The organism is Shewanella sp. T24-MNA-CIBAN-0130, assembly GCF_040310185.1.
Classification (GTDB): Bacteria; Pseudomonadota; Gammaproteobacteria; order Enterobacterales; family Shewanellaceae; genus Shewanella; species Shewanella psychromarinicola.
In genome coordinates, this window is record NZ_JBEOPP010000005.1 from 20757 (window position 1) to 41569 (window position 20813).

At 41.6% G+C, this 20813-nt stretch carries 19 protein-coding genes; 8 read left to right on the forward strand and 11 right to left on the reverse strand.

The genetic code is table 11. The features are described from left to right. Nucleotides 1–10 precede the first annotated feature (10 nt). The 11 genes from AAEZ02_RS03190 to priA all read right to left on the reverse strand — a co-directional run bounded on the left by AAEZ02_RS03190 (nucleotide 11) and on the right by priA (nucleotide 11523). Nucleotides 11–316: a helix-turn-helix domain-containing protein gene (locus AAEZ02_RS03190; protein ID WP_124013436.1), complete on the reverse strand. Its 306-nt coding sequence runs from the start codon at nucleotides 314–316 to the stop codon at nucleotides 11–13. After that, the gene (locus AAEZ02_RS03195; RefSeq protein WP_124013486.1) at nucleotides 309–530 is read right to left on the reverse strand and encodes a type II toxin-antitoxin system RelE/ParE family toxin; all 222 of its coding nucleotides are present in this window, start codon (nucleotides 528–530) and stop codon (nucleotides 309–311) included. The genes AAEZ02_RS03190 and AAEZ02_RS03195 overlap by 8 nt, the downstream gene beginning before the upstream one ends. Nucleotides 531–953: 423 nt before the next feature. Then, nucleotides 954–1211 carry a type II toxin-antitoxin system RelE/ParE family toxin gene (locus tag AAEZ02_RS03200; RefSeq protein ID WP_233768600.1) on the reverse strand — a complete coding sequence of 86 codons (258 nt, stop codon included), beginning with the start codon at nucleotides 1209–1211 and terminating at the stop codon, nucleotides 954–956. Between the two features lie 267 nt (nucleotides 1212–1478). Further along, the gene (locus AAEZ02_RS03205; protein WP_206191866.1) at nucleotides 1479–2231 is read right to left on the reverse strand and encodes a hypothetical protein; all 753 of its coding nucleotides are present in this window, start codon (nucleotides 2229–2231) and stop codon (nucleotides 1479–1481) included. 342 nt (nucleotides 2232–2573) lie between these two features. Next, nucleotides 2574–3530 (reverse strand): IS1595 family transposase, encoded by a 957-nt coding sequence (locus AAEZ02_RS03210; RefSeq protein WP_351121926.1) that lies wholly within the window; start codon nucleotides 3528–3530, stop codon nucleotides 2574–2576. 701 nt (nucleotides 3531–4231) lie between these two features. Beyond that, nucleotides 4232–4618 carry a gamma-butyrobetaine hydroxylase family protein gene (locus AAEZ02_RS03215; protein WP_101033787.1) on the reverse strand — a complete coding sequence of 129 codons (387 nt, stop codon included), beginning with the start codon at nucleotides 4616–4618 and terminating at the stop codon, nucleotides 4232–4234. A gap of 134 nt (nucleotides 4619–4752) precedes the next feature. Further along, a complete protein-coding gene (hslU, locus tag AAEZ02_RS03220) occupies nucleotides 4753–6078 on the reverse strand; it encodes an ATP-dependent protease ATPase subunit HslU (protein WP_124013437.1) in 1326 nt (441 codons plus the stop codon). Nucleotides 6079–6104: 26 nt separating this feature from the next. Beyond that, a complete protein-coding gene (gene hslV / locus AAEZ02_RS03225; RefSeq protein ID WP_101033789.1) occupies nucleotides 6105–6629 on the reverse strand; it encodes an ATP-dependent protease subunit HslV in 525 nt (174 codons plus the stop codon). Between the two features lie 168 nt (nucleotides 6630–6797). Next, entirely contained in the window at nucleotides 6798–7400 is a 603-nt protein-coding gene (locus AAEZ02_RS03230) for an SPOR domain-containing protein (protein WP_351074726.1), read from the reverse strand. After that, entirely contained in the window at nucleotides 7400–9145 is a 1746-nt protein-coding gene (gene argS / locus AAEZ02_RS03235; protein WP_351121929.1) for an arginine--tRNA ligase, read from the reverse strand. Before argS ends, AAEZ02_RS03230 begins: the two co-directional genes overlap by 1 nt. 182 nt (nucleotides 9146–9327) lie before the next feature. Beyond that, the gene (priA, locus tag AAEZ02_RS03240; protein ID WP_351074699.1) at nucleotides 9328–11523 is read right to left on the reverse strand and encodes a primosomal protein N'; all 2196 of its coding nucleotides are present in this window, start codon (nucleotides 11521–11523) and stop codon (nucleotides 9328–9330) included. Nucleotides 11524–11605: 82 nt separating this feature from the next. Between priA and AAEZ02_RS03245 the strand changes: the two genes are divergently transcribed. From AAEZ02_RS03245 to AAEZ02_RS03280, 8 genes are all read left to right on the forward strand, one after another. After that, nucleotides 11606–12403 carry a FimV/HubP family polar landmark protein gene (locus AAEZ02_RS03245; RefSeq protein ID WP_124013440.1) on the forward strand — a complete coding sequence of 266 codons (798 nt, stop codon included), beginning with the start codon at nucleotides 11606–11608 and terminating at the stop codon, nucleotides 12401–12403. Nucleotides 12404–12711: 308 nt separating this feature from the next. Next, nucleotides 12712–13962, forward strand: coding sequence for a FimV/HubP family polar landmark protein (locus tag AAEZ02_RS03250; RefSeq protein WP_124013441.1), 1251 nt, complete (start codon nucleotides 12712–12714; stop codon nucleotides 13960–13962). 145 nt (nucleotides 13963–14107) lie between these two features. After that, nucleotides 14108–14320 carry a 50S ribosomal protein L31 gene (gene rpmE, locus AAEZ02_RS03255; protein ID WP_101033796.1) on the forward strand — a complete coding sequence of 71 codons (213 nt, stop codon included), beginning with the start codon at nucleotides 14108–14110 and terminating at the stop codon, nucleotides 14318–14320. Nucleotides 14321–14982: 662 nt separating this feature from the next. Next, nucleotides 14983–16230: a malic enzyme-like NAD(P)-binding protein gene (locus AAEZ02_RS03260; protein WP_101033797.1), complete on the forward strand. Its 1248-nt coding sequence runs from the start codon at nucleotides 14983–14985 to the stop codon at nucleotides 16228–16230. Nucleotides 16231–16446: 216 nt separating this feature from the next. Next, a complete protein-coding gene (gene csrD, locus AAEZ02_RS03265; protein ID WP_124013442.1) occupies nucleotides 16447–18357 on the forward strand; it encodes an RNase E specificity factor CsrD in 1911 nt (636 codons plus the stop codon). Nucleotides 18358–18658: 301 nt separating this feature from the next. Next, nucleotides 18659–19540: a biogenesis protein MshI gene (locus tag AAEZ02_RS03270; protein WP_164839428.1), complete on the forward strand. Its 882-nt coding sequence runs from the start codon at nucleotides 18659–18661 to the stop codon at nucleotides 19538–19540. Beyond that, nucleotides 19537–20157: a PilN family protein gene (locus AAEZ02_RS03275; protein WP_124013444.1), complete on the forward strand. Its 621-nt coding sequence runs from the start codon at nucleotides 19537–19539 to the stop codon at nucleotides 20155–20157. The genes AAEZ02_RS03270 and AAEZ02_RS03275 overlap by 4 nt, the downstream gene beginning before the upstream one ends. After that, complete coding sequence (locus AAEZ02_RS03280) at nucleotides 20154–20810, forward strand: MSHA biogenesis protein MshJ (protein ID WP_124013445.1); 657 nt, start codon at nucleotides 20154–20156, stop codon at nucleotides 20808–20810. The genes AAEZ02_RS03275 and AAEZ02_RS03280 overlap by 4 nt, the downstream gene beginning before the upstream one ends. The last annotated feature ends 3 nt before the right edge of the window (nucleotides 20811–20813 follow it).

Below are 20813 nucleotides of genomic sequence, written 5' to 3' on the forward strand. Positions count from 1 at the left end.
CAAGTAGTCGCTATGCTTTAAGTAAATCAAAACCATTTTTTTGCACGAGATTTAGCAGTTTTAAAGCGGGCCCTTCTGGATGCCGTTTTCCTTGCTCCCATTTTTGCACACTCGATACCGAGACATTAAGACCTCTAGCAAATACGGGTTGGCTAAGCCTATTTGAGACACGGATATGTTTAATTTCAGCAGCAGATAATACGTTAACTTCAGGCAAGCATAGTTCATCAAGCTCACGCATGGTGGCTGTTTTCATGATCCCTGCATCATGTAAGCCTTGTGCTGTGTTATGAAGTGATTTTAATAATCTACTCATCTCGTATTACCTCAAATAGTGCTTTGTGTTTCAATGCTTTTGCTAATTGCTTATTATCGTAAGCGAGTAACTCTTTGGCCATAATCTTTAATGCAGTCTTTTCTTTTGTCGAAATATTCGCTTTTTCATTCTTAGAAAAACCAAATATAAAAAATGATTTATCATCGACTTTAAAAGCAATAATGGTTCTAAAACCGCCACTTTTACCTTGAATTTACTAAATTGGCACTATTTCAGTTTATAACTTATGGCCTGCGGCCACTAACGTCGTGGCGCTTCACCCACACCAGACCAAGAGGAAACCAACGGCAGCTCCCTCTTTACTCTTTTTAAAAGAATTGGCCCAGCCGCCCCGCAACATTTTCAAACAGCGAAAACGTCGCCACGGGGATTTATCCAGCTTTTGACTTCATCTGTAACCGTCTTCGGCCCATCTTGTAATAAAGAGTGAAAATGCTAACACTTCCGATGGTACATCCTGTACCGCGAAAGCTAGCGGGCCATCCATGGCCAGCTCACGCTATTTTCTTCAACGGCCTCAAGTTCAGAGTTGAATTTAGGCATTTTCAAGCAGAAACTAGCTCGTTTTTGGACAAAAGTGCGTTAGAGCTTCGGATTTAGTGCAATGACATAAAGTTTACACTGACCCCACTAAATTTTTATCATCGACTTTAAAAGCAATAATGGTTCTAAAACCGCCACTTTTACCTTGGCCAGTACGGGCAACACGTTTTTTAATGACATTGCCACCAAGTTTGGCATCTATTAGCCCACCTTCAATTTCTTTAATCGCAGTCAATAAGGCCGAATCATCTAAATTTTCATCTTTAGCCCAAGATGCAAAGTCAGGTGTTTTAAATATTCTGCCCCACTTAGCATCCTTTAAGTGTATCACTGTGTCCTATAGAACATGTTAGCATTTGAGTGTTTTCTAATCAAGAATAGGGTTGTTCAGAACAAGCTTAGGTTTTGTACTGTAGTAAACGTTAGGTGAGTGAAGCCTTAAAAAGTGATAGCTAACGAGGCTTTCTAAGCAGCCGTTTAGGCTTGATCTCGAGAATTATTGACCGAAATGTCAGCATTTCTATTGGATTAAATTATTCTGTCGTCGTTTGCTTTATCTGAATAAAGCGTGAGTTCGGCCTTTGCTTTGTTATACGCATTAGTAATGAGGAGCAATATTTGGACTTCCTTCCCATTTAAAGCTTGCTAACAAATGATTTGTAATTTGCACCAATACATCTAAAACGGGCTGACTTATTTCAACACGTTGATAACTACCGTCGTCGATTGTGTAACAAAGCTGATTGTTTTCAAGGTTACTCAAACCAAGAAAGCCTTCTGTTTCCATTTTTTTACCTTTTTTCTTGTCTTGCCAAGTTCCATATCCTCTTGAACGATCTTCAATATGTAATGCGGAATTTCTAATTTTCCTGACAGAAGGAAGTAAACGATTAAATTCATCACGACAGTGCTGTACCTGTTCAGGCATACCATCATAAATACAGAGTTCTTCTAAAAATTTACCAAAAGAGTCAACCGCAAAAACAAATGTATGGGCATGTATAAATGGAATTTTATGGATATAGGATCTAGGCAGTATTCCCAGTTCAGCTTTTTTAAATCTTAATTGCTTTTCAGAGAGTATTCGATATTTATCGAAATCTTGGTAATAGTCTTCACCTGCCTCTTGGCGAATTCTTTCATCTATTTCTCGCCTCAGTTCAGCATCTCTTTCCCATTCATTCTTGGTGTTAGGCCTTTCATTTCTACACGCTTCAAACATTGATAGTGAAATTGCAGCTTCTGTAACAATCCCCTCAATACTTCTAAACATACTTTCAATTTCACGTTTGATTTCTTCATCTTCAAATTGAAGCCAAGTGCCTGGATAATTTAACTCGAAAATGTACATTTTCATCCTTGCGTAGAACGTCTATTGAACGGCTCGCCAAATAAAGTCGGCCGCTTAAGTTATTGATTAATATCATCCTACATTTGCTATGTCGTTGATGTAAAGTGATAAGTTATTCGCAAAACCCAAAACAAACCGAGGTGGCCAAAATAAAGTGTTCATAAAATCGCCGTAGAAATTTATTTATTCAAATATCAACAAGTTAAGCTTAATCGCATAATTGACACTTACTACTTTAGACTTACTTATTGGGTTGTTTGATTTAAATTAAGCTAAAACTCATTATAACTGTATATAAAAAAGGGCTATCCATTTAGCGCAACCAACCACTATATATTGTGGTTATCGATTTTTAATTGATTGGTACGTTATCGGCTTAGAATGCACTGCTTGTTCAAGCAACCTGTAGAATAATAATCCCCGAGAATCTGACTTTCTTCTATTGAAGCGAAATGTAAACTCATCTAAATAATAATCAAGTTGCTTAGCCTTTACCGCGCCTTGATAGGTACCTAAAAGCCATCTTTTACATAATGATGAGACTCGATGTACCCCAGGCATTGTTTCATGTGCAGGTACAGATGAACCTAAATGCACTATTCGGTTATGCTTATATCCTTTCTTGTCTATTTGTTTGTATGCTTGAGAGCCATCACTACAAATTGTACTACCAGGTTCAATTACATCTTGAATGAATTGATGGATATGTTCTTTGGTTGCACTTTCCACTTGCCTTAAACGTATCCGGCCAAATCCAGAGGGTGATAGCAGCTCAACAGCGACCAAAACTACAGCCTTACGCTTACCCTGTTGATTTTTAATAGATGATTGGGGAACGACGCCACCTATTAGTGTTTCGTCAACCTCTACGATGCCGGACAGTTTATCCCTTTCAGGATCAACCATGGCATGTCTTAACTTGTGCATTAATGACCAAGCGGTTTGATAACTCCCAAGACCTAATAACCTTTTAACTCCAAGAGCGCTGACACCATTTTTTTGATTTGTAATAAACCAGACGGCAGCAAACCAACTTTTCATGGGGGTTCTTGTTTTGTCAAAAAGTGTACTTGATGTTACTGAACACTGAGAGCCGCAAGCATGACATTTTAACTTGCCATTACTTAACTGATAAGGTGGTTGATGGCTTAAACAGCTTGGGCAAATGAATCCGTTTGGCCAACGAAATTTGTAAAGGTAGCTAATGCAGGATTGTTCATCATGAAACCAATCAACAAATTCGCCCCAACTTGTAGGGTAATCTACACCAGCTTTTAATAAATACGATGAAGTTTTCATCACTACATATTGACACTGGTGGCGCTAAATGGATAGCCCTTATATAAAACCAGCTCATTAGATTAAGCAATCTAGCCAGTAAAAAATGGTCTCTTTAGAAGAGCAATATCGATTAACTTTTGTATGGAAAACGAAGGCAAGCATTGTTAAATAGAGCTTTGGTTCTAACAAACTTTGGGCAAAATGAGTTAGTTTGCTTGATTTGGAAATGGACAAATTCAACATTTAAATTGAGGACGTTGAAGAAAATGACGTGAGCTGGCCATGGACGGCCAGCTAGCTTTCGCGGGGAAGGGACGCCCCATCGGAAGCGTTAGCATTTTCGAATAAGTCCGAAGACGGTTACAAATGAAGTTAAAAGCTGGATCAATCCCCATGGCGACCTTTTCGCTGCTGTTATTTAAGCCAATAGGAAAAATGTTGCGGGGCGGCTGGGCCAATTCTTTAACAAAGAACCAAGAGGGAATAGCCGTTGATTTCCTCTTGGTCTGGTGTGGGTGAAGCGCCACGACGTTAGTGGCCGCAGGCCATATCTTAAAAAGGCTTTGGGGCAGAAGTGTGCCAGCCATACTAGCTTAAAGGGACTAATTCAACTCTGAACTTGATCCCCTTTTGGTCCCGTGCAGGGTGGAACCTTGCGATGTTAATTCAAACGAAGTTTGAAAAAGCAGGTGTGGCCGTAGGCCATTGTTAAAACAAGGCTATGAATACTTAATATTCATATCAATCATTGGTTCTCGAGAACCTTTCTCAGCCCGCAATCTGGCTAAATACTGTTGCCATAATTCAGTTTGATTACTGCATAAGTTATGTAGCACCTTCCAAGAATACAAGCCTGTATCATGACCATCATCAAAGATGATTTTAACGGCGTAATGTCCAACCGGTTCGAGGGTTGTGATATTGACGGCTTTCTTATGGGTAACCAATATTGGGTTGCCATGACGCTGCACTTCTGCTGAGGGTGAGAATACCCGTAGCATTTCACAGCTGATGTTGTAGGTTTGGCTGTTATCGAAAGTGACTTCTAATAACTTGGATTGACGTTTAAGCTTAATGCCGGTCACAGTGGGCGTTGATTGAGTCATGGTATTTCCTGCACAAAAAAAATGATTAGTCCATTGTGGCACTAATCACTCAATAGTTGCTATGGCAAGAGGGTGATAACAGGCAAATATAGCGTGATTTATCACACTTACTGACGGTTAACTATGGGCCATCTCTATAAAATGAAGCGGCTTAAGTCTTCATCTTGTATCAAGGTATCAAGATGGTCATTAACATACTTAGCGTCAATGACAAACGTCGAACCTGATTTTTCAGAGGCATCATAAGAAATCTCTTCCATCAATTTTTCCATCACGGTATGCAAACGCCGAGCACCAATATTTTCAGTGCGCTCATTGACCTGCCATGCGGCTTCTGCGATTCGTTCAATACCCGACGCTTCAAACGTAACGGTTACACCTTCCGTCGCCATTAAGGCAATATATTGCTCCGTAAGCGAAGCATAAGGTTCGGTTAAAATACGCTTGAAATCAGCAGCGGTAAGGGCGTCCAATTCAACTCGAATCGGTAAACGGCCCTGAAGTTCTGGGATTAAATCAGACGGTTTTGACATCTGGAATGCACCAGAAGCAATAAACAAAATATGGTCAGTTTTTACCATGCCATGCTTAGTGTTAACAGTGCAGCCTTCCACTAATGGCAGTAAGTCACGTTGTACCCCTTCACGTGATACATCGGGGCCAGTGCTTTCGCCGCGCCGACAAATCTTGTCGATTTCGTCTAAAAACACAATGCCGTTTTGCTCAACAAGCTCGATGGCTTGCTCTTTTAAGTCTTCTTGATTGACCAGCTTAGCGGCTTCATCTTCAACTAACTGTTTGTAAGCATCTTTAATTTTAAGCTTTTTATGCTTAGAAGTACTTTGACCAAGATTTTGAAATAAGCCTTGTAACTGATTGGTCATTTCTTCCATGCCTGGCGGTGCCATAATTTCAACTCCAACTTGAGGAGCCGCAATTTCTATTTCAATTTCTTTGTCGTCGAGTTGACCTTCGCGTAGTTTTTTACGGAAAACCTGACGGGTGGTAGAGTTATCTTTTTTGTCAGTATCCCAGTCATCTTTTACCTTAGGTAATAGCGCATCTAGAATACGTTCTTCGGCCATTTCTTCGGCGCGATGACGGCATTTTTTCATTTGTCGTTCGCGGGTCATTTTCACTGCGGAGTCAGTCAAATCTCGGATGATTTGTTCAACTTCTTTACCGACATAGCCGACTTCAGTAAATTTTGTGGCTTCAACTTTAATAAAGGGTGCGTTAGCCAACTTTGCTAAACGACGGGCGATTTCAGTTTTACCTACGCCTGTAGGGCCAATCATTAAAATATTTTTTGGGGTCACTTCATGACGAAGCGCCGGTTCTAATTGCATACGGCGCCAGCGATTACGAAGAGCGACTGCAACCGAGCGTTTGGCATTTTGTTGGCCGATGATATGCGAGTCTAGTTCGTGAACAATTTCACGAGGTGTCATTTCAGACATAACGGTTCCTTATCTTTACGCTCGAATTAGTAGTCTAACTTTTCGATAGTTTTAAATTGGTTGGTGAATACACAAATGTCGCCTGCAATCGTCAGTGATTTTTCTGCGATTTCTTCGGCGCTTAACTCGGTATTTTGCAGTAATGCTAAAGCTGATGCATGGGCATAGTTTCCGCCAGAGCCAATTGCAATCAAATCATGTTCAGGTTCAACAACGTCGCCATTACCGGTAATAATTAATGATGATTCAGTGTCAGCCACTACCAGCATGGCTTCGAGTTTGCGCAGCATTTTGTCGGTGCGCCAATCTTTGGCCAATTCGACAGCAGACTTTAATAAATGGCCTTGATGCATTTCAAGCTTGGCTTCAAATCGCTCAAAAAGCGTAAATGCATCGGCAGTGCCGCCAGCAAAACCGGCTAAGACTTTATTGTGGTATAGGCGGCGCACTTTACGTGCATTACCTTTCATCACGGTATTGCCTAGAGACACTTGGCCATCACCAGCGATGACAACTTGATTATTGCGGCGTACGGATACGATAGTAGTCACGTTAAATCCTCTTTACTAATACATCAACGGGTGATTAGGGTGAATGCAATTGTTGATTGATAAAATGGATATGGGGACAAAATGACAGATATCAAGAGATACGTAATAAAAAGCCCTGTTCGAGTGGACAGGGCTAGGAGATTTATGCTTTATAACCGATCGCTAGCGTTAGTCCAACGACAAAAGTATGCAGCCATTTAAACCCGCTCGTTGCATTTTGTGGCGGTTATTTTCTGCATCGCGTTTGTTAGGATAAGGCCCTAATACCACGCGAAACCACAATCCGTTGCTTCCCTCACTGCGGCGCACTTGTGCCTCTACGCCTTGGAAGGCTATTCTGGCTTTCATTTCATTTGCTTGCGACTCTTTCCTAAATGATCCACATTGCATTTGATAGATACCGCTGGACACAACGCCTGACTGAGGCAAGTCTATTTCAACTTGTTTGTTTTCAAGCTCTTCCAGATAGCTCCACTCTTCCTGTGGCTTAGGTGGCAGTGCATTGGGATCTGTCTTGATGACTTTTTTAGGATCTTCTGCAGTCGAAGTTTGCACCGTTTTCGTTTTCGGTTGCTGAACGGGCTCGGTCACGACGGATGAGTCGGAGCTGCCATTAATGGACCATAAGAAATAGCCAAAACCGATGAGTAATGTGAGTATCACAAAAAAAGTCAAATAGGGAAAAGGGCCCTTAGGTGCTTTTTTTCGTTGTGGCGCGCGGGCTTTAGTGCCCGCACGAGGTTTGCGATTTGCGTAGTCACGACTCATAATTACATCCGCTCTAGGGTTTCAATGCCAAGTAGCGATAAGCCCGTTTTTAACGTTTTTGCGGTTAATTGTGAAAGTAATAAACGGCTCTGTTTTTCAGTCTCGGTTTCGGCAGCAAGCACAGGACAAGCTTCATAAAAACTCGAAAACTCGCTCGCAAGCTCATAAAGATAACCGCACAATACATGCGGTAAACCTTTGTCTGTCATGCGGGCTAATACTTCACCAAACTGCGCCAGTTTAGTGCCTAAGTCTTTTTCTTTTTGATGCTCAAGCACAATCTTAGCTTGGCTAAGATCAATATCTTCAGCACGCTTGAAAATACCGGCGACACGGGTGTAGGCATATAATAGATAAGGTGCGGTATTACCTTCAAAGCTGAGCATTTGCTCGAAACTGAAAATGTAATCACTGCTACGGTTTTTGGACAAATCTGCATATTTGACTGAGCTTATCCCCACTACGCGTGCAATTTCAGTCAGTGTGGCTTCATCCATATCTGGATTTTTGCTGCGAACCAGCTCAAGTGCGCGGACATCGGCTTCGTCAAGTAAATCAACTAATTTAACCACACCACCAGAACGGGTTTTAAAAGGGCGTCCATCTGCGCCATTCATGGTGCCAAAGCCCGTGTGCTCGAGTGACATTTCTGGGCGAACAAATTTGGCTAACTTAGCAAGACTAAACACTTGTTGAAAATGTAATGCTTGGCGTAAGTCGACAAAGTACAAGGCGCGATTGGCTTTTAGTACGTTTGAGCGATAACGCATGGCGGCAAGATCTGAGGTGGCATATAAATAACCCCCATCCGCTTTTTGGATAATAACAGGCAGAGGTTCACCCTCTTTGGTGCGAAAGGCTTCTTGGAATACCACTTTAGCGCCATTGCTTTCGACTAATAAACCTTGTGCATCAAGATCGTGAACCACTTGAGCTAAGTCTGCATTATAGGCACTTTCGCCGTGTACATCGGCACGGGTTAAGCTAACCCCTAAACGCTTATATACATCATGGCAGTGGCTTAATGATATGTCGTTAAACTCGCGCCATAATTTATTGCAGTATTCATCACCCGATTGAAGCGCGACGACCAGTTGGCGTGCCCGGGTGGCAAATTCGGTTGATTCATCAAAACGTACCTTGGCCGCACGATAAAAACTTTCTAAATCAGACAATTCCATTTTGGCTTGTTCGCCATTGGCTGCGCGTAACTCTTCCATTAACGCCAGTAGCATACCAAACTGGGTGCCCCAGTCGCCAACGTGGTTTTGGCGAATGACGTTATGACCTAAATACTCGAGTGCACGCACCACGCTGTCACCAATAATGGTAGAACGTAAGTGACCTACGTGCATTTCTTTGGCTAAGTTTGGCGATGAATAGTCAACAACGATGGTTTGCTTAGCCGGCAGTGTGATGCCTAAATGCGCATCATCCAATGCATTTTGCAGTTGGTTGGCGAGGGCATTATCATCAATGAAAAAGTTAATAAAACCTGGGCCAGCAATTTCCACTTTGGCCACATAAGATGATGCCGGCAAGGTGTCAATAATCAGTTGTGCTAATTCGCGAGGGTTCTTCTTAGCCACTTTGGTCAGCATCATTGCAAGGTTAGTCGCTAAGTCACCATGACTTTTATCTTTAGTGCGATCGACCTGAATGCGAGCTTGAAAATCAGCTGGCACAATTCCTTGTTGTTTGAAGGATTCGATGGTTTGTTCTAGTAAAGATTCAATATGTGATTTCATGGGCGTTTGCTTGCACTAATTCGTTAAATGAATGACATGACGGAACCGCATATTTTAGCCGTTTATGGGGTGTGATTGCTATCTGCTTTAACGGAAATATGGGTTTTTTTGTATTGAATACTAACCTAAGTGAAGTTTATGTCATATATAAGGTCGGTTAACTCGGTAATGTTGCTGTTTTATTACATCAAATCCTGCGGATCACGATCGATACTCCAACGACAACGCTTACTTTCAGGTATTTGTTCAATTTGGGCTAATACCCGTTCAAATTCAGTTTGTAAACGCTGCCTACTCTTGGCTTGCAGTATTAATTGGCGTCGATATTTGCCTGCTTTGCGATCAAGGGGGGCCGGAATTGGGCCAATGATTTCAAAGTCCTTATCTTGTGGTAATAGTTCACTGGTTCGGGCTAAAAAAGCATCAGCATCTTCTGCTAAATGCGCTTCTGCACGAATTAATACCATGTGCCATGCGGGTGGTAATAATGCTTGTTGGCGTTCTTTTAGCTGACTGCGAGCGAACTCACCATAACCGCGTTTCAATAAATCACGTAAAATGGGGTTATCACTTTGATGGGTTTGCAGTAGCACTTTGCCGGGTTTGTCTGCGCGGCCAGCACGGCCCGATACTTGAGTATATAGCTGGCCAAAACGTTCTGGTGCACGAAAGTCAGCACTGAATAATGCGCCGTCAACATCAAGTAAACCGACTAAGGTCACATCTGGGAAATGATGGCCTTTTGCGAGCATCTGCGTGCCGACCAGGATTTTATATTTTCCCATATAGATTCCCTGCAACTGCTGCTCTAGCGAGCCCTTTCTTCGCGTGGTGTCTCGGTCAATACGCACAACGGGGTGTTTGGGAAACAGTTTGATTAATTCTTGTTCTAGTTGTTCGGTGCCTAAGCCGTGACCCATTAGCATGGTGCTACCACATTGATGGCATTGACGTGGAATAGCGTATTGATTGCCGCAGTGATGACAACATATTTCATTTAAGCCTTGATGGACGGTAAAAAAGGCATCACAGCGATCGCATTCATGTAAGTGACCACATTCATGGCACAGCAAGGCGGGAGCAAATCCACGGCGGTTTAAAAACAGAAGCACCTGATTACCCGCGTCAAGGTGCATACGCATTTCATTAATCAATGATGTAGACATGCCGGCTTTTAGTGGCTGCGAAGTAATATCGACAATACCTTGCTTGACCTTTTGGGCCGCACCGGCGCGTTCGCTCAGTTCAAGGTGATGATAGCGTCCTGATAATGCATTTTGTAAGGTTTCTAACGATGGTGTCGCCGACCCCAAAACCACCTGGATATCTTCAAGGTGTCCGCGCATTACCGCTAAGTCACGGGCGTGATAGCGCACTCCTTCCTGTTGTTTAAAGCTACTATCATGCTCTTCATCCAGAATAATTAATCCAGGGTAGGCCATCGGCGTAAAGAGTGCTGAGCGAGTACCAATGATAATTGCCGCTTCGCCCACACGCGCTTGCCGCCAAGCCTCAAGTCGTTGATTATCGGTTAGTCCTGAGTGGATCACCGCAACATTGACTTCGAAACGGCGTTTAAAGCGATTAATGGTTTGCGGGGTTAAGCCGATTTCCGGAACAAGAATAAGTGCTTGTTTGCCTTGTTGTAAAATAGTCTCAAGCAAGGTTAGGTAGACTTCGGTTTTACCTGAGCCGGTAATCCCTTCTAATAAGGTGCAATGAAACCCTTGTTGTTGCGTTAGCACCGACACCGCGACGGCTTGTTGCTTGTTAAGCTTATGGGGTGATTCATTCATGACCAGCTGTTGACGCCAACTTAAATCATGGCTGAGCACTTTTTGCTGCCGTTCAATCCACTCTCTTTGTTCTAATGCCTTTAGCGCAGGTTTGCTTAATTGTTGGGTGATGAATTCATCGTGGCTAATTGAGTTGGCCAGCAATAACTCATACAGTTTTTTTTGTGCTGGGGCACGTTTTAATACGCTAGAATCAGCATTGCGTCCTTGTTGGCTTAAATGATATTCAATCACCGCCTGCGGTGCAGCGTTTAGGCCTTTTCGCAATGCAACCGGCAGCGCTTGGCTGAGCATTTGTCCTTGAGTGGTAAAGTAATACCGGGCGGCCCATAGGGTTAATTTATAGAGCGAATCAGGTAACAATGGGGCATCATCAAGTACTGCAGTGACAGATTTAATTTGTTGCGGTGCCAAGTCACAGCTATCATTAATAGCGGTAATTAGGCCGATGAGTTGTTGAGGGCCAAAAGGGACTTTAACTCTAAGACCTATTTGCAATCCCGCTTGATGTTGCTCTTTTACGCGATAACTAAAGTTTCTGCGCAAGGGGACGGGTAAGGCGACTTCAACAAACACGGGCATAAGACTTCATCATTTTTCAATTGTATAGTGGATTGTTGATCAGTTTACCTCTAAGTGTCATCAAAGAGATAGGGCAACATATATGCGTAAAGGACTTATTGAGGTCGGTATCATAGTCTTTGGATTATTAGGTAATATTGCTGCAGTAACGGCTCAAGTGGATCATGTCAGTATCAATAGTCGTCAATTTGAATTGAATAAAGTAGCCAGATTAAGAGTCAATATGGTGGCTCAAAATGATGATGTGTCGCGGCTAAGCTTTTATATTCGTCAGTTAGATGATGGTAACGTTCAGCAGCAGAAGTTAACGGTACAAGGGATTAATCACTTCTTATTTCAGCTTAGTGGCACTGACGTTGTCAGTGATCCAAATGCGCAGTTAATGATTACTCAAGACACTGCGGCAGGAGTGGCGACGTTAGCGATAATGGCCGTTTTTGATGCACCGTATTCGGTTAATAGTGCAACCTTAGTCTCTAATCTTGATAATCAGCAAACATCACCAGTTGCGACCCCCCCCGTTATGAGAGCCTCCAAAACTCGGCAAGTTGACCATCGCTTGGCTCAAGAGCCATCACTACCAGCACCATCAAGCGTTAAATCAGCTCAACAGGTGAGATGTTTGATTGAACGGGATAATAGTGACACATTATGGCGAATCGCTAACCGTTATAAAGAACAATGGCATACGAGTGTTTATGGTGCGATGCTAGCTATTTTTGAGACTAATTTACTGGCTTTTTCCAAGCAAAAAATTCACTTATTAGTGAAAGATGTTCCATTGAATTGCCCATCAACTGCTATTTTAGCGGAATACAATAATAAAGCATTCGACAAGAAAGTCTTTGAGATGATTGAAGCGAAACATGGCGAGAAATAAGTTTTCTGACCATAAAGAGTGATAATCAGCATCACCCATCGAGTATTTACTCTTGTTTGTCAGTAATGGGTTGCAGCTGATTATGTTAATTTATATAGTTGTCCGTATTAAGACTTGTGATTTCGATCGGTCTTAAGGTTAAAAAGTAAACAATAATAATAAATTACAACCAGATAAGCTTAGTGTAAGAACATTATTAGTCAGTGCTGTTAGTCAGCGAAGTAGTGTATAAGGACATTAAATATCATGGTTTTACAGCGTAATTTTGCGCTGTGTTGAAGCGATTTATAATCAAAAGGATTGATTTAATGAGAAGCTTTAAGGTGCTAGCAATATTAGCATTACTGGCTGTTGATAGTATTTCAACGGTTATTGCACAAGTCAGTCATATCAGTATTGATACCATTCCATTTGAAAGTGGACAATCTCCTAACCTAACCGTGCAAATCATAACCGATCAACATGATTTATCGCGGCTGACTTTTTATTTACGTCAAATTTATCAAAATAATATAGTGTTAGAAAAGCTTACTGTAGAACGACGCGATGGTGATGTATTTGTGTTAAACGGTGCTGAAAAAATACACGATCCGGATGCGGCACTTATTGTATCTGAATACCGTAATGCTAAATGGCTGCAATATTCGCCGGTATCTATATTCTCTCAAGCTATTGTTCAGGATCAGTACCAGCCAGTTGCCATAAAAACAATGAAGTCTCCTTCGGCATTGCCGACATCGATACCTAAGTCAATAAATACCAAGGCCATCGCATCACCTCAAGACGCGCCAATGCAAAAGAGAGTGGATCAATGTCAGATCACTTTGTTAGCAGATGATACCTTATGGGAAATTGCTGTGCGTTATCGCAAGCAATGGAATTCAAACCTCTATGGCGCAATGCTTGCCCTTTATCAAACTAATCCATCAGCATTTCATCAAAATAATATTAGCCAACTGCGATTAGGAAACTCATTACGCTGCCCATCAGTGGAGACGCTTTCGCACTATCAAGATATCGCAGTAGATAAAGTGACATTTGATAGTTTAGTGGCTACTCAAGGTGGTCAGTCTCAAGTGGTACCAACGCCGGTGTTACCCGTTAGTACATCGATTGTCGCGACTCAGCCGGTATCAACAAATGGCTCAATCAATTCAATCGACAGTAAAACATCTGAAAGTAATCAACAATTAGCGATTATTGATAAAACGCAAATAGTGCCTCAGCCAACACCCGTCAATAAAGTAGCCAAGACATCAGCCCCTGCAAAAAAAGACATGCAGACCGATGGGCAGGATAAAATCTGTGTAATTGATAAATCTCCACAAGATACGTTATGGCGTGTTGCCGATCGTTACTATCGACAATGGCAAATCAGTGTCTTCGGGGCAATGCTGGCGATTTATGATGCAAATCCGAATGCGTTTGCAGATGATAAAATTTACTTACTGATGGCAGATAGCCGTTTAAAATGTCCCTCTAGGGTGATATTGAACCAATATCAAAATTCGTCGGAGGCCCAAGTTACCTACGAGGCTCTAGCACGTAGGTATAGGTAGTCATAGTATCGTTTAGAAATTCTACTTGTTTGTGTACATGAGACACTGTATTATCTTGCGCCTAAAACATATTGTTATTAACTGCATGTGGTGCTCAACTTCGGGTTGGGAGAGCGACATGGCCTTCAATTTAAGGTAACCCCAAATGAAAACAGGTATCCACCCAAATTACGCTGAAATTACTGCAACTTGTAGTTGTGGTAACATCATCAAAGTGAACTCAACTGCAGGTAAAAACCTACACTTGGACGTATGTGGTGCATGTCACCCATTCTACACTGGTACTCAGAAAGTTGTTGATACTGGCGGACGTATTGATAAGTTCAACAAGCGTTTTGGTATGCTTGGCAAAAAATAATTGCATTGCAATTATTTTTAATAAGGCGCCTTTGGCGCCTTTTTTATTGCTTATCGTTAACCAATCCCATCTCTTAACTCGAGTTGAGGATAAATAACCTCAATTCTGGCGAATAAACGGTTATCAACCAGCCCTTTGTTACGCTCTACGTGTTGTATCGACTTACCATAGGCCAGTTATTGCCGCGTCAATACGCCTTGTTAGCAAAACAAATGCAAGTTTGATATTGCAGACTTGAAATAAACCTATTTTTTACACGTTACTCCATCTCTTATCCCGAATTGAGGTTAACCAGTATTGTGCTGAGGCGAAAACTAATTTTTTAGTGACAAACAATATAAAAAAAATAAAGGCTACTTTATTGTTATTTAGACAAAATAAACTGCAAATATCAACCTCTATATCCGATTGTTATGGTAAATCTTGTTATTTTCCTACATTTTTAACTTATTGATTTATATATATTCATATTCGAAGAGTTAGATTAATAAAACATACCCTCTGTTTTGGCCCACAACACCTCCTATGATTAAGTTTTTGATTTATATCGTCCTTGTATTAGCGTATTGTGATTAAAATTTTCGATGGTTAGCAAGCTCACTGTAAGTGTGTACTGCGGATCATACTTTCCTTCATAGATAGCGCATTTCAGGATGTATAAAATGTCAGATATTCGTCAACAAGCCCTCGATTATCATGAATTCCCCATACCAGGTAAAACAGCTGTTTGCCTGACAAAACCCGCTCAATCGAGCCACGATCTTGCTTTGGCATATAGTCCTGGCGTGGCAGAGCCGGTTAGAGAGATCGCATCGAATCCTGAAAATGCCTATCGATATACTAATAAAGGCAACACTGTCGCGGTGATCACCAACGGGACCGCTATTTTAGGACTGGGTAATTTAGGTCCATTAGCTTCAAAACCTGTTATGGAAGGCAAATCTCTGCTCTTTAAACGTTTTGCTAATATTGACTCGATTGATATTGAAGTGAAACACCGCACCACTGAAGATTTTATCAATACCGTCGAGTCTATTGCCGATACTTTTGGTGGGATTAACTTAGAAGACATTAAGGCGCCAGAATGCTTTGAAATTGAACGCGAGCTTATTAAGCGTTGTAATATTCCGGTGTTTCATGACGATCAACATGGCACTGCAATTGTCACGGCTGCCGGCATGTTAAACGCGCTCGAAATTCAGGGTAAAAAAATTGATGATGCAGTATTTGTCTGTTTAGGTGCTGGTGCAGCTGCGATTGCGTGTATGACCATGATAGTAAAATGTGGTGCATTACGAGAAAATGTCTACATGCTCGACAGACAAGGCGTTATCCATACTCGTCGTGACGATATCAATGAATACAAAGCATTATTTGCTAACAATACTGACAAACGCACCTTGCAAGATGTGATGAAGGATGCCGATGTATTTTTAGGATTGTCAGGCGCGAACCTTTTGGCTGCTGATGATATCGCCTTAATGGCACCAAACCCGGTTATTTTTGCTTGTTCAAATCCTGATCCAGAAATTAAACCTGAATTAGCCCATAGCATCCGTAAAGACTTAATTATGGGTACGGGTCGTAGTGACTATCCAAATCAAGTAAACAATGTATTGTGCTTCCCGTTTATTTTTCGAGGCGCGCTCGATGTCCGCGCGGCTGTGATTAACGACGAAATGAAGCTGGCTGCAGTGTATGCTATTGCTAACCTCGCCAAGGAGCCTGTCCCTGCTGAGGTATTAGCCGCTTATCCAAACGTGTCATCATTGAGTTTTGGTTCACAATATGTGTTGCCTAAACCAATGGACCCAAGATTACTGCCGCTAGTTGCTCGAGCAGTATCACAAGCGGCAATCGATTCTGGGGTGGCTAAAATCATCACCTTGCCGACTGAATATCAGGTATAGACAGTTAGCTATAAATAATCAGCGATAGATGATCTGCTATAAGTCATCGCATGATGGTAAAAAAATATCGTTAATTAAAGGGGCTTTTGCCCCTTTTTATTGGCTATTGCAAAAGCATGATTAAAAACGAATAGTGAACTTGCCGAGCACAATCGTTATACTGGACAAAATTTGAGTTATTAATAAAATAAATAAATCCAGCAGGATAGCGGATAAATGAAACTCACCAAGATCCTTACCAAAAAACTGACCAGCTTTTGGCTGCTTTCATTAGTCGCAGTGGCTTTTGTGTTTTTACTGTGTGCGGTGATGGGCTTTACTCAATTAACCTACACTTTTCAGCAACAGAAAGTCGCTGAATTAGAAACCATGTTAGCTGCTGACTATCAACAACATGGCAATAATCAATTTTCTACTTGGTTACCCCCTTTGCTAACGGCTTATAACGCGGTTGATTTTTCTCTGTCGCAAGGCAGCCAATTAGTTTATCAATTTCATCGCAGTAAAGCCGACACGCCCAGCAGTAGTTTGACCCTATATCAGACCCAGTTAAGTCATGGAAAATTATCGATGACGATAACCTTACCTCCACCATTTTCTTTACATGATCTTGGCTGGCATGAGCTGATTATGCTCGTCATTGGTTTTATCAGCATAGGTATTTTTGTGCGTTTTGGTTATGGTTGGTATTCCAGAGAGTTAGATGGGATTGAACAACTCGCTCTGCGCAGTAAGCTCATTTTAGACGGTCACTTAAAGCAAGCTGCCGATATGCCGACTAATGGTAAGCCAAGGATGATAAACCGTGCGATCAGTCAATTGCTTGCCGAGCTCGATGATGCCCGCAAAGAACGTGGCCGCTTAGATCAATTTATTCGTAAAGATACTTTCCTTGATAAACAAACTCAGATTGGCAACCCGATATTCTTTCAAAACCGTCTTGATGGATTGAGCCATAATCAAAAAATGATTGTTCATGGCGTACTGATGTTGATTGAGTTTGATGATGTTGATTTAGTCGAAGACCAATACGGTGAGAGCGGTGTGAAGACCATGCTTTCATTAACAACCCAAGCCATTACTGCTGCATTAGTCCAATATGAGGACAGTATTTTTGCGCGGCGTAGTTACTCACAATTAGCCATAGTCGTACCACAATTATCCCAGGTAGAAGCGGATCAGTTAGCCCAGCGAATACTCAAAATCTGCCTTGCATTACCTTTTTCTGGCATAGGTAATCCTGATAATTTTCTACATTTAGGCTGTGCGTTTTTTAAAATTGCAGATTTACAAGTTCAACTTGTTGAAGAAGCAGAGATGGCACTTCGAGCAGCACAATTACAACGGGTTAATAACTGGTTTATGTACGACAAAGGCGCGTTAGATGAACAAATTGCTAAAGGTTCTGTGCGTTGGCGTAGTTTCATTGAAAATGCACTGGTTTCAAAACGATTTTTTACCTTACAGCAAGTTATTGTCGATAGCGATAATCAGATTTTACATTATGAAATATTCAGTCGTGCTCGTGATTTACACGGTAATGATGTGCGCGCAACACTGTTTATTCCGATGGCCAATAAATGTGGATTGATGCCACAGATTGAACGCCAAATGTTGGAACAAGTACTCTTCAGGTTAATGTCCGAAAATACATCAACCTACAGTATCAACTTAAGTCTATATAGTTTGACCAGCAGAGCGTTTGTTCGTTGGTTACAATCGACGTTATTGGAACATCGCCCTTTAGCGGCACGACTTATTTTTGAAGTGTCGGAAGACATCATTGTTAAAAACCAGAAAAATACTTCACTGCTTAAAACGCTCGATATGTTAAGAAAAATGGGCGCTAAATTAGCGGTAGATCATGTTGGCCAATATGTTGTGGGGACTCACTATATTCAGGAGTACCACTTTGATTTAGTGAAATTACATCGTTCGATCGTGCGACGAGTACATCAACGTTCAGAAAACCAATTGTTTATACGCAGTCTAATTGGTGGCCTTTATCGCGCCGAAGTGAAAGTTATTGCTGAAGGTGTTGAATGTTTCGAAGAATGGCAAACGTTAAAAATTCTAGGCGTGAGTGCTGCTCAGGGAGAGTTTTTGGGGCAAAGATCTGAAGTTTAAGTATTATAGTGCTATGTTTGCGGTAATTCATTCACGTTAGATCTTGTTTATCAATAGATTGCACCTTATTGTAAGTAGATATGTGGCATATTTATGATGATTTATAGCATTAACGCAATAATAACAAACTGTAATCGTGATAAAATTGCCCGGTAATACTAGAAAACACCATATATCTTAATCGAATTGTATCGATGTTACGTGTTGTTGTATTAGATTTATAATGTCGTTTTTGGATGTTGTACCTCTGCTCAGTAATCTTAACTAACTAATTAATATGTTAGTGAATATGGACTACCCAATGGACAATGGTTTTTTGAGTAAACTAGCTTTTTGGCAGACATCGCAATTGATGGGTAATGTAGGCGTATTTATCACTGGTAATTCGCTGTGGGTGTGTCATCCCCAACAAGGTCAAATCGCGCCAGTTATCAATCAAATTTTAGTACAAAAAAACAATTTGCTTCAAGCCTTTGAAACACTAAAGAGCCAGTTTGGCCGAGTTCGGGTGCAATTAGTACTGTCGCAGCAGTATTATCAATTATTACAAGCTGACAAACCCAATGTCGAACCTGGCGAAGTGACTCAGGCGTTGATCTGGTCTGTTAAAGATATGGTGTCAGAGCCTGTCACTAATATTTATCTGGATTATTTTGAGTCCAGTCTTATCTCCAGTTCAAAAGTGAATGTGGTGGTTAGTAGCCGTCAGTTTTTAACTCAAGTGGCAAGTGCTTGTGATGCTAACGGATTAGATGTTGCCGGGATAAGCATTGAAGAATTCGCATTAAGCCATCTATTAACCCACGATAATATGGCACATATGTTGGTAGCCCACTTGCCACAACAAGAGTTGTTGTTGTTGGTTGTTAAAGCGGGTGAAGTGTTAATGCAACGTCGAGTGAGAGGGTTTAATCAGCTTAACAAAGCGACTTTAGAAGAGTTAAAGCTGGGCTTAGCCGATAATCTCAGTTTAGAAATTCAACGGTCTATGGACTATTTTGAAAGCCAATTACGTCAAGCTCCAGTGGGATCGATTAGTATCTTGGCTGAAGGTGATAGTTCATCATTAGCCAATCTTGTCGGCGCTAACTTTAATCAAAAAGTGGTTGCCGTGACTCACGATGGCGTACCGAGTTTACTTGCTCAGTTAGCGTTGCAGGAATTAGCTCGAGGTGAAGCGTGATAAAAACCGCCGTTAATTTATATTCCACAGATTTGTTGCCGAAAAAACAAAGACTGACCTTTATAAGGCTGATGCTTGCATTGGCCTTTCTGTGCGGATGCAGCGCGGTACTTTATGCAGTAGGACTGTGGCATGCCGATGAGTTGCAAACCCTAAACCAGCAGGCAAGCACTGAGAAAAATAGTTTAAAAAACCAGAAAAGTCAGCTTGAACAACAAATTGCTGCCCGTAAGCCCAATGGGGACTTAGTGGCAAAGGTTGAGCTTGAACAGCAGCGTTTAGATCTAAAAAAACTGTTAAAAGATGAGCTTAGCCAACGCAATACTCTGATTAGCCAAGGTTACTCGCCAATGCTGACTGACTTGGCCGCCGTGGCGGATAGCAGTGTGTGGTTGAGTCATATCACCATTGAACAGCAAAAAAACGATGCTCAACGCATTGAGTTTGAAGGTTACGGTCGTCATCCGCAAAGTATTCCATTATGGATAGATAAACTCAAAACCACTTCAACATTAAAGGGTTATGCGTTTTCAGCAATGACGATGGATCGCGGCGAAGCACAACCGTTGGCGTTTAAATTAATAAGCCAACCCATTGCTAAGGAGTCAGCACAATGAAGCAGCAATGGCTGGTGTGGTCGTCAAAATTTGATGCGTTAAGCCCTCGAGAGCGGATATTGATTACGTTTGCTCTGCTAGTTCTGGCAGGGATGTTGCTGTTTATGCCATTAGAATCGCAATGGAAACAGCACCAAAGCTTACAAAATCAGCTTAAGGGGCTAGAACAAGAAAATTCGATTTCCTTACAGCAAGTGGCACTCTATGAAGAGCGTTTACAACTTGACCCTAATAAAGATTATCAGCAACGGTTACAAATCATTACCGAGCAGATGCAATTGATTGATGCCGATCTCACCGATCAAATGGTTGATATGGTTCCTGCGGATTACATGCCAACAGTATTAGCCAACTTGTTGGGTAATGTGAAAGGCGTGACATTAATCTCGTTTGCCTCCATTGCACCCAAAGCCTTACTGCAAGTGGGTGATGGCAGTAAAGTTAACCTTTACAGTCATGGTATTAAGCTGATGTTACAAGGCGATTATTTTTCTATTTTAGCGTTTATTAAAGCCGTTGAAACGATGCCAGATAAATTGTATTGGAAGCGTTTAGATTACCGTGTTGAATCTCATCCCGAAGCGTTAGTTGAATTAGAACTTTACACACTGAGTGTGAATAAGGACTTTATCAGTGTTGCGAAACAAGATTAATCC

Coding starts and splice junctions, on each gene's coding strand:
- AAEZ02_RS03190 (WP_124013436.1), bottom strand. CDS start 316: ATGAGTAGATTATTAAAATCACTTCATAACACAGCACAAGGCTTACAT.
- AAEZ02_RS03205 (WP_206191866.1), bottom strand. CDS start 2,231: ATGTACATTTTCGAGTTAAATTATCCAGGCACTTGGCTTCAATTTGAA.
- AAEZ02_RS03210 (WP_351121926.1), bottom strand. CDS start 3,530: ATGAAAACTTCATCGTATTTATTAAAAGCTGGTGTAGATTACCCTACA.
- AAEZ02_RS03215 (WP_101033787.1), bottom strand. CDS start 4,618: ATGACTCAATCAACGCCCACTGTGACCGGCATTAAGCTTAAACGTCAA.
- hslU (WP_124013437.1), bottom strand. CDS start 6,078: ATGTCTGAAATGACACCTCGTGAAATTGTTCACGAACTAGACTCGCAT.
- argS (WP_351121929.1), bottom strand. CDS start 9,145: ATGAAATCACATATTGAATCTTTACTAGAACAAACCATCGAATCCTTC.
- priA (WP_351074699.1), bottom strand. CDS start 11,523: ATGCCCGTGTTTGTTGAAGTCGCCTTACCCGTCCCCTTGCGCAGAAAC.
- AAEZ02_RS03245 (WP_124013440.1), top strand. CDS start 11,606: ATGCGTAAAGGACTTATTGAGGTCGGTATCATAGTCTTTGGATTATTA.
- AAEZ02_RS03250 (WP_124013441.1), top strand. CDS start 12,712: ATGAGAAGCTTTAAGGTGCTAGCAATATTAGCATTACTGGCTGTTGAT.
- rpmE (WP_101033796.1), top strand. CDS start 14,108: ATGAAAACAGGTATCCACCCAAATTACGCTGAAATTACTGCAACTTGT.
- AAEZ02_RS03260 (WP_101033797.1), top strand. CDS start 14,983: ATGTCAGATATTCGTCAACAAGCCCTCGATTATCATGAATTCCCCATA.
- csrD (WP_124013442.1), top strand. CDS start 16,447: ATGAAACTCACCAAGATCCTTACCAAAAAACTGACCAGCTTTTGGCTG.
- AAEZ02_RS03270 (WP_164839428.1), top strand. CDS start 18,659: ATGGACAATGGTTTTTTGAGTAAACTAGCTTTTTGGCAGACATCGCAA.
- AAEZ02_RS03280 (WP_124013445.1), top strand. CDS start 20,154: ATGAAGCAGCAATGGCTGGTGTGGTCGTCAAAATTTGATGCGTTAAGC.